Origin of the sequence: Nocardioides sp. NBC_00163 (genome assembly GCF_045206295.1) — a bacterium.
GTDB lineage: Bacteria > Actinomycetota > Actinomycetes > Propionibacteriales > Nocardioidaceae > Nocardioides.
This window is the reverse complement of record NZ_CP108155.1, coordinates 698,249-713,980: the sequence shown is the minus strand read 5'-3', so window position 1 is coordinate 713,980 and position 15,732 is coordinate 698,249. Positions and strand designations below refer to the sequence as shown.

Genomic DNA, 15,732 nt, shown 5'->3' with positions numbered 1-15,732 from the left:
ACTGATGGAGAACCTCGAACTTCTCATGGGTGGACTCGAGTCCGCCCTGACCCCGATGAACCTGCTCTACGCCGCCATCGGCGTGCTGCTGGGAACATTCGTCGGCGTACTGCCCGGCATCGGGCCGGCGATGGCCATCGCGCTGCTGCTGCCGGTGACGTACCGGCTCGAGCCGACCAGCGCGTTCATCATGTTCGCCGGCCTCTACTACGGCGGCATGTACGGCGGCTCCACCACCTCGATCCTGCTGAACACACCGGGGGAGTCCGCCTCGGTGATGACGGCGCTGGAAGGCAACCGGATGGCCAGAGCGGGGCGTGGCGCGCAGGCGCTGGCCACCGCTGCGGTCGGCTCGTTCGTCGCCGGCACCATCGGCACCATCCTGGTGGCCTTCTTCTCGCCGGCCCTGGCCGACGTGGCCGTCAACCTGGGTGCGCCCTCGTACTTCGCGCTGATGGTCCTGGCCCTGGTGATGACCACGACGGTGCTCGGCACCTCGGCCCTGCGTGGCTTCGCCGCGCTGTTCCTCGGCCTGACGATCGGCCTGGTCGGTCTCGACCTCAACACCGGTCAGCCGCGGCTCACCTTCGGTGTTACCCAGCTCGTCGACCGGCTCGACATCGTCGTCGTCGCGGTCGGCATCTTCGCCCTCGGCGAGGCCCTGTGGGTGGCCGCCCACCTGCGCCGGCGCCCGGCGCACGTGGTTCCGGTCGGCCGGCCCTGGATGGGACGCGACGACTGGGGCCGCTCCTGGAAGCCGTGGCTGCGCGGCACCGCCTTCGGGTTCCCGTTCGGTGCGCTTCCTGCCGGTGGCGCGGAGATCCCGACGTTCCTCTCGTACCTGACCGAGCGGAAGCTCTCCAAGCGCGGCGACTTCGGCCGGGGCGCGATCGAGGGTGTCGCCGGGCCGGAGGCGGCCAACAACGCCTCGGCCGCCGGGATGTTCGTGCCGATGCTGGCTCTCGGCCTGCCGGTGACGGCCACGGCCGCGGTGATGCTCTCCGCGCTCCAGGGCTACGGCATCACCCCGGGCCCGCAGCTGATGACCGAGCACGCCGATCTGGTGTGGACGCTGCTGGCCAGCCTGCTGATCGGCAACACCCTGCTGCTGGTGCTCAACCTGCCGCTGGCGCCGCTGTGGGCCCGGCTGCTGCGGATCCCGAGGCCGCAGCTCTACGCAGGCATCCTGTTCTTCGCCTGCCTGGGTGCGTACGCCACCAACCTGGACCCGTTCGACATCGCGCTGCTGGTCGCCTTCGGTCTGCTCGGGCTGATGATGCGCCGCTTCGGTCTGCCCGTGCTGCCGCTGATCCTGGGCGTCATCCTGGGGCCGCTGATGGAGAGCAAGCTGCGTGAGGCGCTGACGATCTCGGGCGGTGACTACGGTGTGTTGCTGAGCGAGCCGCTCGCGGTGGTCATCTACATCCTGATCGCGTTGTTCATCCTGGGCCGGCCGTTCATCGCCCGGGTCCGGGCACGGGCCGAGCAGTCGGCCGACGTCGAGGACGAGAAGGAGCTGGTGGACTGATGAGTGAGACTCCCGCAGGTGGCTGGGTGGTCGTGGCGTGGGCGCCCGACGTCTACGGCTCGGTCGCGCTGGACTGGGCGCTGGCCGACGCCGAGCGTCGCGACCGCGGCGTCGTGGTCGTAAACGCCTCCCGGGGCGACACCCTGGTCGACGACCGCTACGCCCTCGAGGAGCAGGTCGACGAGCTCGAGCGCCGGCTCACCGAGTCGGGCCGGCCGCACGAGATCCGGCAGTCGATCGACCCGGACGTCGCCGGCGCCGTCCTCGACGCCGCCGAGCAGCTCGACGCCAAGCTGGTCGTTGTCGGTCTGCGGCGGCGTACGCCGGTCGGCAAGCTGCTGATGGGCAGCGTCGCGCAGCGGATCCTGCTCGGCGCGTCCTGCCCGGTCCTCTCGGTGAAGCCGGGCTCCGTGCCCGAGTGATCGACGCTCCACGGCGCGAGGGTTCGGTGTCCGGGGCGTGTGCCCGTCATACTTCACGGTGATGAGCACTGCCACCGAACCCTCCGCCGAGACCGACCAGCCACTCCTGTCGGTCGCCATGGTGACCCTCGGGTGCACCCGCAACGAGGTGGACTCCGAGGAGCTCGCCGGCCGGCTGACGGCCGGAGGCTTCCGGCTGGTCGCCGACCCGGACGAGGCCGACACCGTGGTCGTCAACACCTGCGGGTTCGTCGAGCAGGCGAAGAAGGACTCGGTCGACACGCTGCTCGAGGCCGCCGACCTCAAGGAGACGGGCAAGGCGCAGGCCGTCGTCGCCGTCGGCTGCATGGCCGAGCGCTACGGCAAGGACCTGGCCGCCGAGCTCCCCGAGGCCGACGCGGTGCTCGGGTTCGACGACTACCCCGACATCGCCGCCAAGCTCCGCGCCATCCTCAGCGGCGAGGCCCACCACCCGCATACACCTCAGGACCGGCGCCTGCTGCTCCCGATCTCCCCGGTCGAGCGCGACGCCTCCGCCATCTCGGTCCCCGGCATGGCCGCCGTAGACCAGGTGCCCGGTTTCGCGGGACGTACGCGGCTCGACGACGCCCCGTGGGCGCCGCTGAAGCTGGCCAGCGGCTGCGACCGGCGCTGCACCTTCTGCGCGATCCCGCAGTTCCGCGGCTCGTTCGTGTCGCGGCGCCCCTCCGACGTGCTCCACGAGGGCCAGTGGCTGGCCGAGCAGGGCGTCAAGGAGCTCTTCCTGGTCTCGGAGAACTCCACCTCCTACGGCAAGGACCTCGGCGACATCCGGTTGCTCGAGACGCTCCTGCCGGAGCTGGCCGCCATCGACGGCATCGAGCGCGTACGCGTCTCCTACCTGCAGCCCGCCGAGACCCGGCCCGACCTGCTGAAGGTCATCGCCACCACGCCGGGCGTGACGCCCTACTTCGACCTGAGCTTCCAGCACGCCTCCAACGCCGTCCTGCGGCGGATGAAGCGGTTCGGTGACCCGGAGAGCTTCCTGGGCCTGCTCGAGCAGATCCGCGGCTACGCGCCCGAGGCCGGGGTGCGGTCCAACGTCATCGTCGGTTTCCCCGGTGAGACCGAGGAGGATCTCGAGATCCTGACCGACTTCCTGGTCGCCGCGCGCATGGACGTCACCGGCGTCTTCGGCTACTCCGACGAGGAGGGCACGGAGGCCGCCGGCTTCGACGAGTCGCTCAAGCTGGACGCCGACGAGATCCGCGCCCGCGTCGAGCACGTCAACGAGCTCGTCGAGGAGCTCACCGCCCAGCGCGCCGAGGAGCGGATCGGCGAGCAGGTCGTCGTGCTCGTCGAGGAGGTCGCGGACGGCGAGATCCTCGGCCGGGCCGCCCATCAGGGGCCCGAGGTCGACGGCATGACCTCCCTCGAAGGGGACGTCGAGGGCGTACGTCCGGGTGATCTCGTGAACGCGACCGTCATCGCCTCCGAAGGCGTTGACTTGGTCGCCGAAGTAAACGGATAGGGTTCGCCGCGTGAACGACGAGAGCACTGCCCCCGAGGAATCGGTGCAGAAGACGAGCAACTGGAACGTACCCAACGCGCTGACCACCCTGCGGATCCTCGCGGTGCCGTTCTTCGCCTGGGCGCTGCTCGCCGACGGCGGTGACAACCCGACGCTTCGCTGGGTCGCCTTCGTGATCTTCGTGCTGGCCATGATCACCGACAAGATCGACGGCGACCTGGCTCGCAAGCACAACCTGATCACCGACTTCGGCAAGATCGCCGACCCGATCGCCGACAAGGCGGTCACCGGGATGGCCTTCATCGGCCTCTCGATCGTCGGCGACATCTGGTGGTGGGTGACCATCATCGTGCTGCTGCGCGAGTGGAGCGTCACGCTGCTGCGCCTCTCGGTGCTCAAGAAGATCGTGATCGCCGCCGACCAGCTCGGCAAGATCAAGACCACGGTGCAGGCGGTCGCCCTCGGCGGCCTGCTGCTGCCGCTGCCGCACGGTTCGGCCCACGGCGGTGCCTTCGGTGACGCCCTGGTCTGGGAACTGCTCTTCTACGCCTTCCAGATCTGCCTCGCCGTCGCGGTCGCACTGACGATGTGGTCGGGCGCCCAGTTCTTCCACGGCGTGTGGAAGCAGCGGGCATCGCTGCGCGGCGGCGCCGAGTAGCGACGAGTGGTCTGGACCATTTCCACTAGTTGTAACTCCGTTACCTGACGTTCACCTCAAGGCGCCCCCACCGAGGCGTACGCCGGGTTAGAGTCACGTCGTTTCGGTCGGTCCTCAGCGATCGCACTGATCGGGCAGGCCGGCTGGCGCACTCACTCTTTCACCTCACGCGGGGAGTCGTCTTTCATGCTGTCAGCACGCACGCTGCTCGGCTCGGCGGTGGGCCTCACGGTCGCCACCGCCGGTCTGTACGCAGTGGCTGTCCCGGTCGCGCAGGCCTCGCCTGCGGGGGACAACCTGGTCATCTCCGAGGTCTACGGCGCCGGAGGCAACTCCGGCGCGGCCTACAACGCGGACTTCGTCGAGCTCTTCAACCCGAGCGCCGAGGCGATCGGCCTCGACGGTCTGGCCATCCACTACCGCTCCGCCGCCGGTGGCAGCGGTGGCGCCCCGCAGGCGCTGTCCGGCTCGGTGCCGGCCGGTGCGCACTACCTGATCCAGATGTCGGCGACCGGTGCGACCGGCGAGGCACTCCCCACCCCCGACCACACCGCGTCGCCGGCCGTCTCGATGGCTGCGGCAGGTGGGCAGGTCTCCCTCCAGGAGGGCATCGCGGTGATCGCGACCTCCGGGTCGACCGTCGGTGTCGAGGGCATGGTCGACTTCTTCGGTACGTCGGGCGCCACCTCCTTCGAGGGTGCACCCGCGGGTGCCACCGCCACCGCCACCCAGTCCCTGAGCCGCACCGACGGTGTGGACACCGACGACAACTCCGCCGACTTCACCCGCACCACGCCGACCCCGACCCCGTCGGCGGGCGGCGAGGACCCCGAGGAGCCCGGCGACCCGATCGAGGCTTCCCCGGCCGAGATCCAGGGCGAAGGGACGACCAGCCCGCTGGTCGGCGAGACCGTCACCACCGTCGGCGCCGTCACCGCGGCGTACCCCTCCGGTGGGCTCTCGGGCTTCTACCTCCAGACCGCCGGCACCGGCGGCGAGCGCTCGCTCGCGGACCACCCGGCCTCCGACGCGGTCTTCGTCTACCAGACGCAGGCTGCCGGCCCCGTCACCGTCGCGCCCGGCGACAAGGTCGCCGTGACCGGCCTGGTCAAGGAGTACGCCGGTCTGACCGAGGTCGAGGTCAGCGCCGCCGCGGCCATCGTCGTCGACGGCACCGACGCGGTCGAGCCGGTCACTACCGAGTGGCCGCGTACGTCCGCGCAGAAGGAGTCGCTGGAGGGCATGCTCTTCGCGCCCGGCGTGCTCACCGTGGCCGACACCTACACCGGCTCCACCGTCTATGGCGAGCTGGGTCTCGCCGCCGGCGACAAGCCGCTGACCCAGCCGACCGAGGTCGCCCGTCCGGGCTCGGCGGAGGCCGCCGCTGTCGAGGCCGACAACGCCGCCCGCCGGATCATCCTCGACGACGGCCGCTCCACCTCCTGGCGGGTGCCGACCGACGCCGACCTTCCCTGGCTCTCCAACGACGCCCCGATCCTCGTCGGTGCCTCCGCCGACCTGGACCCGGTCATCCTCACCGAGGGCGGCTCGCCCTCGGCACCGACCTATCGGCTCCAGCCGACCGCCCCGATCGACGCCGACCCGTCGACGTGGCCGGGCGAGTTCGAGAACCGCCGCACCGAGGCCCCCGACGCCGCCAAGCTCGGCGACGCCGATCTGAAGATCGCCTCGTTCAACGTGCTCAACTACTTCACCACCCTCGGCGACGCCGACGACGACAACGTCGGTGACGGCGGCTGCGAGGCGTACGTCGACCGTGCTGGCGACGGCAACAACGTCTCCGGCGGCTGCGACCAGCGCGGCGCCTGGGACCCGGAGGACTTCGAGCGGCAGCAGACCAAGATCGTCTCTGCGATCAATGCGCTCGACGCCGACGTCGTCGGCCTGATGGAGATCGAGAACTCCACCACTCTCGGCGAGACCCCGGGCGAGGCGACAGAGTCGCTGGTCGCCGCGCTGAACGCCGATGCCGGGGAGGGCACCTGGGCCGCGAACCCGGTCTCCGAGCAGCTCCCGGACGGCGGCATGGACGTGATCACCAACGCGATCATCTACAAGCCGGGCTCGGTCGAGAGGGTCGGAGAGTCCCTCGCGCTGGGCGACCAGAGCAACGACGACCAGGCCTTCGGCAACGCCCGCGAGCCGATCGGGCAGGTCTTCGAGGCGGCCGATGGCGGCGCGCCGTTCCTCTTCGTGGTCAACCACTTCAAGTCCAAGGGCTCGGCCGGCCCGTGGCCGGGCGACGGCGACACCGGGGACGGCCAGGGTGCCTCGAACGAGTCCCGGGTGCGCCAGGCCACCGCGCTGCGCGACTGGGTCACCTCGGTGCAGGAGGAGGCGGATGTCTCCGACGTCGCGCTGGCTGGTGACTTCAACTCCTACACCGCCGAGGATCCGCTGCAGGTGCTCTACGAGGCCGGCTACGCCGACTCCGAGCAGGTCTCGGGCAACGAGGAGTACAGCTACCTCTTCTCCGGCCTGGTCGGCTCCCTCGACCACGTGCTCCTCAACGGGTCGCTCCAGGCCCGGGTGACCGGCACCGACATCTGGAACGTCAACTCCGGTGAGCCGATCCTGAAGGAGTACAGCCGCTACAACTACACCGGCACCGATCTGCACCAGGCCGGCCCGTGGCGCTCCTCCGACCATGACCCCGTGGTCGTCGGGATCTCCGCGGACGCGGCACCGGTCGACGTACAGCTGCTGGCCACCAACGACTTCCACGGCCGGATCCAGGCCAACGGAGCCGAGGCGGGCGCCGCAGTCCTCTCCGGGGCGGTCAAGCAGATGCGTGCGGAGAACCCCAACACGGTCTTCGCCGCTGCCGGTGACCTGATCGGCGCCTCCACCTTCGAGTCGTTCATCCAGCACGACAAGCCGACCATCGACGCGCTCAACGAGGCGGGCCTGGAGGTCAGCGCGGTGGGCAACCACGAGTTCGACGCGGGCTACGACGACCTGGTCAACCGGGTGATGGCGGAGTACGACGCCGAGACCAACCCCGAGGGCGGTGCCGAGTGGGCATACATCGGGGCCAACGTCACCCTCAAGGAGACCGGCGACCCGGCCGTCCCGGCGACCTGGATCAAGGAGATGTCCGGGGTCAAGGTCGGCTTCGTCGGAGCGGTCACCGAGGAGCTCCCGGCCCTGGTGTCGCCGGCCGGCATCGCGGATCTCGAGGTCGGTGACATCGTCGAGTCGACGAATACGTACGCCGACGAGCTCAAGGAGCAGGGCGCCGACCTGGTCGTCATGCTCGTCCACGAGGGCGCCCCGTCGATCAACTGTGCCGCGATGGACGACCCGGGCACGACCTGGGGGGACATCGTCACCGGCGTCAACGCCAACGTGGACGCCATCGTCTCGGGGCACACCCACCTGGCGTACGACTGCTCCTTCCCGGTCACCGAGTGGTCCGACCGCGAGGTCAAGGAGCGTCCGGTGGTCTCCGCCGGGCAGTACGGCGTCAACCTGAACCGGCTCGTCTACACCGTCGACCCGTCCACCGGCGAGGTCGAGGGGCTCTCCACGAGCCTGGTCGCGCTGGCCGGAGGCGGTTTCGAACCCGACGAGGCGACCGAGCAGATCGTCTCCGAGGCGGTCGTCAAGGCTGACGAGCTCGGTGCCGAGGTGCTCGGCCAGATCGAGGCGCCGCTCAATCGTGCCAAGCTCGCCAACGGCACCACGGAGAACCGAGGTGGCGAGTCGACTCTCGGCAACACGGTGGCAGAGGTGCAGCGCTGGGCGACCTCGGCGCCGGAGTCGGGCGAGGCTCAGATCGCGTTCATGAACCCCGGCGGTCTTAGGGCCGACATGGCCGGCACCGCGTCGGGCGATGCCCGGGACATCACCTACAAGCAGGCCGCGCTCGTGCAGCCGTTCGCCAACACCCTGGTCAACATGGACCTCACCGGCGAGCAGATCAAGACGGTTCTGGAGCAGCAGTGGCAGCGGGACGCGTCCGGCGGCGTGCCGTCGCGGCCGTTCCTGAGGCTCGGCGTCTCCGACGGGTTCACCTACACCTACACCCAGTCCGACGACCCGGCTCGTCCAGGGACGCCGCTGGGCACGGTGACGGGGATGTGGCTGGACGGTTCGCCGCTGGACTTGGAGGAGACCTACTCGGTCACGGTGAACTCGTTCCTCGCCTCCGGCGGTGACAACTTCCACGAGCTCGCCAACGGTGTCGACAAGCGCGACACCGGCAAGATCGACCTGTCCGCGATGGTCGACTACCTCGCCGAGCAGACCGCCGAGGCACCCCTCCCGGTCGACTACGGCCAGCGGGCCGTCGAGGTCGCCTTCCCGGCCGACGCTCCCGAGGAGTACGCCCCGGGCGACACGGTCACCTTCGACCTCGCCTCCCTGGCGATGACGGGCCAGGACCTCACCGACCCGTCGGTCGAGGTCAGGCTCGGTGACACCGTCCTCGGCACCGCCGAGGTCGACAACACCGTCGGCACGGCTGTCTATGACGACCACGGCACCGCCACCGTCTCGGTCACCCTGCCCTCGACGGCGCTGTCAGGTGCGACCCAGCTGACCGTCGTCGGCTCGACGACAGGGACGAGCGTGCTGGTGCCGATCACGGTCGGCGAGGCGGCGCCGCAGGCCCCGGCCTGGGACGCGCGCACCATCTACGGTGCCGGTGACGAGGTGACCTACGCCGGTTCGCTGTGGCGGGCGCTGTGGTGGACGACCAACCAGAAGCCCGGCAACCCCTACGGCCCATGGCAGGAGATCCTCACGGCCGCGGACGGCACCGCCATCTGGACACCGTCGCGGATCTTCACCGCCGGTGACGTGGTGGTCCATCAGGGCAAGCGCTACGAGGCCAAGTGGTGGACCCGCAACCAGCGGCCGGGTGCTCCATACGGTCCCTGGAAGCCGCTGAGCTGAGCAGGGCTCGCCGCTAGCGGTCCGGTCGTCACTGCGACGACCGGACCGCTACCGTCATCGCCATGAGTGCCGTCGAGGAGCTGAACGCCGCGCTGCGTGAGATCGGAGCGACAGTGGCCACCGCCGAGTCCCTGACTGCCGGACGCCTGGCCGCGATGCTCACCGAGCCTCCGGGTGCGTCGAAGACGTTTCGCGGAGGCTTCGTGACGTACGCGACGGAGCTGAAGCACACCCTGTTGGGCGTCCCCGTCTCGGTGATCGAGACCGTCGGGGTGGTCTCCGCGGAGTGCGCGGCGGCGATGGCCGCGGGGGCACGGGAGCGGTCGGGGGCGACGTACGGACTCTCGACTACGGGCGTGGCCGGGCCCGAGGAGCAGGAGGGAAAGCCCGTCGGGACGGTCTATCTGGGCGTTTCCGGTCCGCACGGTGAAACAACGACGCTTCTCGGGCTGTCGGGCTCGCGCGCAGAGATCCAGCGTGATACGTGTTTGTTCGCTGTTGATGAACTACTCGGACTACTTCGGCGGGAACATCGAAGGGTCAGGTAGCGTTGGAGCCAGACGTCACCCAGATGTCGGTGACTTGTGAACTGTAGGAGGCTGACCGCAATGGTGCTCTTCCGTCGACTTCTCGGCGAGGTGCTTCGTGCCCAGCGGCTGGAGCGTGGGATGACCCTGCGTGAGGTCTCCGCGGAGGCGCGAGTCAGCCTCGGCTACATCTCCGAGGTCGAGCGTGGCCAGAAGGAAGCCTCCTCCGAGCTCCTCGCCTCGCTCTGCAGCGCCCTCGACGTCGCCCTCTCCGACGTACTTCGCGACGTCTCCGACGCGGTCGCCCTCGAAGAGGCCACCATCCTCCGGATGCCGGTCCGCGCCGCGGCCGACGCCGCAGCCGCCTGATTCTCTACCCAATCTGGGGGAGTTTCTCGCGTCCGTGTCTCAACGCGGACCGCTCCGTCTCCTTGCCGATGTGAGCCCACCACGGGCTCGCGCATTCATGGGGAGATGGTGCGATGACCATGGCAGTCGAGAACGAGCTTCCAGACCTGACGGTGCCGTCACCGTTTCTCGAGGGCGACGTGCATTCACCCGACCTGCTCGAGGCCGAGCTCTTCGGGCTGGAGGAGACCTTGAACATCCTTCGCGACGAGTTCACCTCGGTCGCTCCCGGCGAGCGGACGCATGTCGCCCGCCACATGCGTGACACCCGCGTCCGGATCGCCCAGATCCGGTTGCGCCTGCTCCACGGCTGCTAGCCGCTAGGCCTGACAGTTCGCGCAGTAGTAGGCCGGGCGCTCCTTGCCCGGCGGGCCGACCTTGGCGACGGTCACGGTGCCGCCGCAGCGTCGGCATGCCCGGCGGCCGTAGACCCACATCTGCCGTGAGAGTGACCAGTCGGCCTGCATCAGGTCGCGGGTGCGCTGAAGGAGCCGGGGGAGTCGGTCGCCGGCATCCGCGACCGTACGCAGCGGGTTGATCCCGGCGATGAAGCAGGTCTCAGCGGCGTAGATCGTGCCGATCCCGGCCAGGTTGGTCTGGTCGCGCAGCGCGTCGAAGAGTGGCTGTTCGGGTTCCCGGACGAGACGTTCGAGGGCTGCGTCGGGGTCCCAGTCGTCGGCCAGGATGTCCGGGCCGAGGTGGGCGACCAGTCGCTCCTCCTGGTCGCGGGGGACGAGCTCGACGATGCCGAGGAGGAAGCCGACGGCCTCGGTCTTCTCGGTGCGGAGCACCACGCGCGCCTGGAAGCCGGGCTTCGGCCAGCGCCGGCCCGCCTCGAGGACCCGCCACGATCCCTCCATCTTCAGATGGGTGTGCAGCGTCCATTCTCCGGTGCGGTGGTCGATCCGGGTGAGCAGGTGCTTGCCGCGGGTCAGCGTCGCTCGCACGGTGCCGCCGGACAGGTCCGCCGTGGCCAGCTGCGGCACCCGGAAGTCCGTACGCCTGAGCACCTGCCCTGCCAGCCCCTTGTCGAGCCTGCGGGCGGTCCGGAGCACCGCGTCACCCTCGGGCACGACCTCACCTGCTCGGCGAGGTCAGGCGCAGGCCGCGCGGGGTGGCGACGAAGCCGGCGTACTGGAGCGCCTGGCGCAGCGGGGTGTCTCCCGAGCCGAGCAGCGGGGCGCCGTCGGCCTTCTCGACGGTGAGCCGTCCCAGCGCCCCTCTCCGGACCGCCTCGGCGAGCGCCTCGGCGCCGGGCTCGAGGAGGTTGGGCTCCTCCGACCAGGTCAGCAGGGTGCGGCCGCCTCGCTCGACGTACATCGCCAGCTCGCCGTCGACCAGCACCACGATCGCGCCCGCCTTGCGGCCGGGCCGGTGGCCCTCCTCCGCGACCGGCCACGGGAGGGCCGCGCCATAGGGGTTCGCGGGGTCGGTCGCGGCGAGCGCGAGGGCGACCGGCTTGTCGGCCGGCTCGACCCGCGAGAACGTACGCAGCCGGTCGACCGAGCCCGCGGTGCCGAACTGGGCCGCGCCCAGGCCCTCGACGAAGTAGCCCCGGCGGGCCCGGCCGGAGTCCTCGAATGCGCTGAGCACCTTGTAGACGGCGGCGAACCCTCCGGGGGTGCGCTCGGACTGGACCGCCCCGCGGGTGACCACACCGTGGCGGTCCAGGAGCCGCTCGGCCGCCGCGTGGGCGCGCTTGGTCGGGTCGGAATCGGGCTCGGGCAGGATCGTCCATCGCCCGGCCGTCTCCGGAAGACCGGCTCGGGCCGGCATCCGGGCACCGCCGGTGTAGCGCCCGCCCCGGGCGCGCGGCGGTGGCCGGCGGGAGCGGTGCGACGGTGTGCCGGAACGGGTCAGCGCCCGCAACGGCAGCAGGGTGTCGTTGCTGACCCGCCCCGACCAGACCAGCTCCCACAGCGCCGCGCTCAGATCGGCGTCGCTCGGAGTCGCCTCGCTGTCGGCCGCCATGGTCCGGGCGAGCTGGTGGAAGAACCAGGCACCGCCGGGCGCCAGGGCTTCGAGGAGCCGCTCGGCGAGCGGTCCGGGCGGCATCTCAGCGGGCGCCGGCAGGGTGAGCTCTGCGGTGTCGGCCGGGTGCAGCGAGACCCAGCCGTCGGTGCCGGGCAGGGTGCCGTGGCCGGCCCAGAGCACTTCGCCGCCGGAGGTCAGCTCGTCGAGGAACGCGGGCTCGTAGTCCACCACCCGGGCCGGCAGGATCAGGCTCTCCAGCGCGCTGGCCGGGACCGGGCAGCCGGCGAGCTGGTCGACGACGCTCAGCACCCCGTCGACCCCGCGCAGTGCGCCCTTGCGTACGGACGTCTTCTGCCACGCCGGCAGGAACCTGCCCAGCGCTGCCGGCTCGACGGGCTCGACCTCCTTGCGCAGCCGGGCCAGCGAGCGTCGGCGCAGCATGCGGAGAACGTCGGCGTCACACCACTCCAGCCCGCTCCCGCCCGGCCGGAACTCCCCGTCGAGTACCCGCCCGCGCGCCGAGAGCCGCGCCAGGGTGTGCCGGACGACCGCCTCGCCCAGCCCCAGCCGCGAGGCCACGTCGGCGGCCGTGAACGGACCGTGCGAGCGCGCGTACCGCGACACGAGGTCGCCGACCGGGTCCTCGACGGGCTCGGTGAAGGCCGACGGTACGCCCGGAGGTACCGCCACCCCCAGCCCGTCCCTGAGCCTGGCCACATCCTCGACCACCGCCCACCGAGCCTCCCCGGCAACCCGCACCTCGACGACCCGCCGCGTCGTGGCGAGATCCTCCAGCATCGCCGAGACGTCACCCCGGTCGGCCGAGGCGTCACTCGCGCTGGCCGAGGCGTCAGTCGGTGACGTCTCGGCCGACGTACGTGACGTCTCGGCCGACGCGCCCGACGCCTCGGCAGGGGTGGTCCGTGCGGTGATCTCCTCGAGGGTCAGGGGGCCGATGGTGCGGATGAGGTCGGTGATGCCTTCGGCGCCGCGGGCGCGCCGGCCGGGGGCGAGGCGCTGCAGCTCGGACTCGACCTCGGTCAGGACCTCGGGGTCGAGGAGCTCGCGAAGCTCGGCGCGGCCGAGCAGCTCGGCGAGGAGGCCCTGATCGAGGGTGAGGGCGGCGGCGCGGCGCTCGGCGAGGGGCGAGTCGCCCTCGTAGAGGAACTGGGCGACGTAGCCGAAGAGGAGCGACTGGGCGTAGGGCGAGGGGGTCGGGGTGGCGACGTCGACGATCGAGATCTCCCGCCGCTCGATGCGGCGGAGAAGGCCGACGAGGGAAGGGAGGTCGTAGACGTCGCGGAGGCACTCGCGTACGGCTTCGAGGATGATCGGGAAGCTCGGGTACTGCGAGGCGACCTCGAGCAGGGCGGCGGAGCGCTGGCGCTGCTGCCACAGCGGCGAGCGCCGGCCGGGGTCGCGGCGGGGTAGGAGCAGGGCCCGCGCCGCGCACTCGCGGAAGCGGCTGGCGAACAGCGCCGACCCGCCGACCTCGGTGGTGACCAGGTCCTCGATCTCGTCGGGCTCGAAGACGATGATCTCGCCGGTCGGCGCCTCGGCATCGGTGTCGGGGAGCCGGATCACGATGCCGTCGTCGCTGTCGATCGCCTGCCCGTCGACCCCGTAGCGCTCCCGGATCCGCGCGTTGATCGCCAACGCCCACGGTGCGTGGACGGGGCGGCCGTAGGGGGAGTGGACCACCAGCCGCCAGTCGCCCAGCTCATCGCGGAAGCGCTCGACGACGATGTTGCTGTCGGAGGGGAGGACGTTGGTGGCCTCGGCCTGTTCGTGCAGGTAGGTGACCAGGTTGGCGGCGGCGTAGGCGTCGAGGCCGTCCTCCTGCGCTCGCGCCTCGGCCTTCTTCGCAGGCAGCGCGGCGAGCTCGCGGGTATAGGCGCCGACGGCCTCGCCGAGCTCCGCGGGCCGGCCGAGAGAGTCGCCCTTCCAGAACGGCAGGCGTCCCGGGATGCCGGGAGCCGGGGTCACCAGCACCCGGTCGTGAGTGATGTCCTCGATCCGCCAGCTCGTCGCGCCGAGGGCGAAGACGTCGCCGACCCGGGACTCGTAGACCATCTCCTCGTCGAGCTCGCCGACGCGCCTGCCGGTGCCCTCGCCGACCAGGTAGACCCCGAAGAGCCCGCGGTCGGGGATGGTGCCGCCGCTGGTGACGGCCAGCCGCTGCGCTCCCGGACGCCCGGTGACGGTCCCGGCGACCCGGTCCCACACGATGCGCGGCCGCAGCTCGGCGAACTCCTCGCTCGGATAGCGCCCGGCGAGCAGGTCTAGGGTGGCGTCGTAGGCGGAGCGGGGGAGGGTGGCGTACGACGCCGTCCTTCTGACGAGCGTGAACAGCTCGTCGACGTCCCAGGTGTCCAGCGCCGTGGCGGCGACGATCTGCTGGGCGAGTACGTCGAGCGGGTTGGCCGGGAGGCTCATCGACTCGATCAGGCCCTGCCGCATCCGCTGCACGCTGACCGCGGTCTGAGCGAGGTCGCCGCGGTGTTTCGGGAAGAGCACCCCGCGGGAGACCTCTCCGACCTGGTGGCCGGCTCGCCCGACGCGCTGGAGAGCGGAGGCGACGCTGGGTGGCGACTCGATCTGGACGACGAGGTCGACCGCACCCATGTCGATGCCGAGCTCGAGGCTGGAGGTCGCTACCACCGCCGGCAGCCGGCCGGACTTCAGGTCGTCCTCGATCAGCGCGCGCTGCTCCTTGGACACGCTGCCGTGGTGAGCCTTCGCGATCACCTGGGCCGCGCCGTGGGACTGCCCCGACTGCGCCATCACCTGCGCGGGAGGCGGCCCGGCCTGGAAGACCCGGTCGGAGGCGATCTCGTTGAGCCGCGCGGTCAGCCGCTCCGCGATCCGGCGCGAGTTGGCGAAGACGATGGTGGAGCGGTGGGCGGTGACCAGGTCGGCGACGTGCTCCTCGACGTGGGGCCAGATCGAGGAGGCCCGCTGCGGATCGTCGTCCTCCTCCTCCTCGCCGTAGGCGCTCGGCGCGGTCATGTCCTCGACCGGCACGACGACGCTGAGGTCCCAGCGCTTCTCGGCAGGAGGGGCGACGATCTCGACGGGCTGGGCGCCGCCGAGGTAGCGCGCGACCTCCTCCAGCGGGCGCACGGTCGCCGACAGCCCGATCCGCTGGGCAGGCTTGTCCAGGAGCGCGTCGAGGCGCTCCAGCGTCAGCGCCAGATGGGAGCCGCGCTTGGTCGCAGCGACCGCATGGACCTCGTCGACGATCACCGTCTCGACGCTCCGCAGCGTCTCGCGGGCCTGGCTGGTGAGCATCAGGAAGAGCGACTCGGGCGTGGTGATCAGGATGTCCGGGGGAGCGGTGGTCAGCTTGCGCCGGTCGGCCGCTGTCGTGTCGCCGGACCGCACCCCGACCCGCACCTCAGGCGCTTCCACGCCCAGCCGCTCGGCGGTCTGCCGGATCCCGACCAGGGGGCTGCGCAGGTTGCGCTCCACGTCCACGCCGAGCGCCTTGAGCGGGGAGATGTAGAGCACCCGGCAGCGCTGCTTCTTCTCGGGCACCGGCTCGCTCAGCAGCTTGTCGATCGACCACAGGAACGCGCTCAGCGTCTTCCCCGACCCGGTGGGCGCCACCACCAGCGCGTTGCGGCCCGCCCCGATCGCCTCCCAGGCACCGGCCTGAGCCGCGGTCGGCGCCGCGAAGGCGGCCGCGAACCACGTACGTGTCGGGTCGCTGAACCGCGCCAACGCCTGGGACGTGCTCATGGGGACAAACCTAGTCGCGACCACCGACACTCAGCGGCCACACT

At 71.0% G+C, this 15,732-nt stretch carries 10 protein-coding genes; 8 read left to right on the top strand and 2 right to left on the bottom strand.

Features of this window, described 5'->3' with window-relative positions:
- Positions 1–4 precede the first annotated feature (4 nt).
- From OG801_RS03490 to OG801_RS03455, 8 genes are all read left to right on the top strand, one after another.
- Positions 5–1,528: a tripartite tricarboxylate transporter permease gene (locus OG801_RS03490; protein ID WP_355020967.1), complete on the top strand. Its 1,524-nt coding sequence runs from the start codon at positions 5–7 to the stop codon at positions 1,526–1,528.
- Positions 1,528–1,950 (top strand): universal stress protein, encoded by a 423-nt coding sequence (locus tag OG801_RS03485; RefSeq protein WP_406033663.1) that lies wholly within the window; start codon positions 1,528–1,530, stop codon positions 1,948–1,950. The genes OG801_RS03490 and OG801_RS03485 overlap by 1 nt, the downstream gene beginning before the upstream one ends.
- A gap of 106 nt (positions 1,951–2,056) precedes the next feature.
- Positions 2,057–3,460: a 30S ribosomal protein S12 methylthiotransferase RimO gene (rimO, locus tag OG801_RS03480; RefSeq protein WP_406036332.1), complete on the top strand. Its 1,404-nt coding sequence runs from the start codon at positions 2,057–2,059 to the stop codon at positions 3,458–3,460.
- Between the two features lie 10 nt (positions 3,461–3,470).
- A complete protein-coding gene (gene pgsA, locus OG801_RS03475) occupies positions 3,471–4,118 on the top strand; it encodes a CDP-diacylglycerol--glycerol-3-phosphate 3-phosphatidyltransferase (protein ID WP_355020969.1) in 648 nt (215 codons plus the stop codon).
- A 186-nt stretch (positions 4,119–4,304) separates the two neighbouring features.
- Positions 4,305–9,038, top strand: coding sequence for an ExeM/NucH family extracellular endonuclease (locus OG801_RS03470; RefSeq protein ID WP_406033661.1), 4,734 nt, complete (start codon positions 4,305–4,307; stop codon positions 9,036–9,038).
- A 62-nt stretch (positions 9,039–9,100) separates the two neighbouring features.
- Positions 9,101–9,586: a CinA family protein gene (locus OG801_RS03465; protein ID WP_355020971.1), complete on the top strand. Its 486-nt coding sequence runs from the start codon at positions 9,101–9,103 to the stop codon at positions 9,584–9,586.
- 60 nt (positions 9,587–9,646) lie between these two features.
- Positions 9,647–9,934 carry a helix-turn-helix domain-containing protein gene (locus OG801_RS03460; RefSeq protein ID WP_040754988.1) on the top strand — a complete coding sequence of 96 codons (288 nt, stop codon included), beginning with the start codon at positions 9,647–9,649 and terminating at the stop codon, positions 9,932–9,934.
- A 113-nt stretch (positions 9,935–10,047) separates the two neighbouring features.
- Positions 10,048–10,290: a hypothetical protein gene (locus tag OG801_RS03455; RefSeq protein ID WP_355020972.1), complete on the top strand. Its 243-nt coding sequence runs from the start codon at positions 10,048–10,050 to the stop codon at positions 10,288–10,290.
- Between the two features lie 3 nt (positions 10,291–10,293).
- On the opposite strand, the gene OG801_RS03450 is transcribed toward OG801_RS03455, so the two are convergent.
- The gene (locus OG801_RS03450) at positions 10,294–11,046 is read right to left on the bottom strand and encodes a DNA-formamidopyrimidine glycosylase family protein (RefSeq protein WP_406033658.1); all 753 of its coding nucleotides are present in this window, start codon (positions 11,044–11,046) and stop codon (positions 10,294–10,296) included.
- A gap of 4 nt (positions 11,047–11,050) precedes the next feature.
- On the bottom strand, positions 11,051–15,688 hold the full coding sequence (locus tag OG801_RS03445) for a DEAD/DEAH box helicase (RefSeq protein ID WP_406033657.1): 4,638 nt from the start codon (positions 15,686–15,688) through the stop codon (positions 11,051–11,053).
- Positions 15,689–15,732: the final 44 nt, after the last annotated feature.

Excerpts from the sequence above, each read along its gene's own strand:
- OG801_RS03490 (WP_355020967.1), top strand. The coding sequence starts at position 5 with ATGGAGAACCTCGAACTTCTCATGGGTGGACTCGAGTCCGCCCTGACC.
- OG801_RS03485 (WP_406033663.1), top strand. The coding sequence starts at position 1,528 with ATGAGTGAGACTCCCGCAGGTGGCTGGGTGGTCGTGGCGTGGGCGCCC.
- OG801_RS03470 (WP_406033661.1), top strand. The coding sequence starts at position 4,305 with ATGCTGTCAGCACGCACGCTGCTCGGCTCGGCGGTGGGCCTCACGGTC.
- OG801_RS03465 (WP_355020971.1), top strand. The coding sequence starts at position 9,101 with ATGAGTGCCGTCGAGGAGCTGAACGCCGCGCTGCGTGAGATCGGAGCG.
- OG801_RS03460 (WP_040754988.1), top strand. The coding sequence starts at position 9,647 with ATGGTGCTCTTCCGTCGACTTCTCGGCGAGGTGCTTCGTGCCCAGCGG.
- OG801_RS03455 (WP_355020972.1), top strand. The coding sequence starts at position 10,048 with ATGACCATGGCAGTCGAGAACGAGCTTCCAGACCTGACGGTGCCGTCA.
- OG801_RS03445 (WP_406033657.1), bottom strand. The coding sequence starts at position 15,688 with ATGAGCACGTCCCAGGCGTTGGCGCGGTTCAGCGACCCGACACGTACG.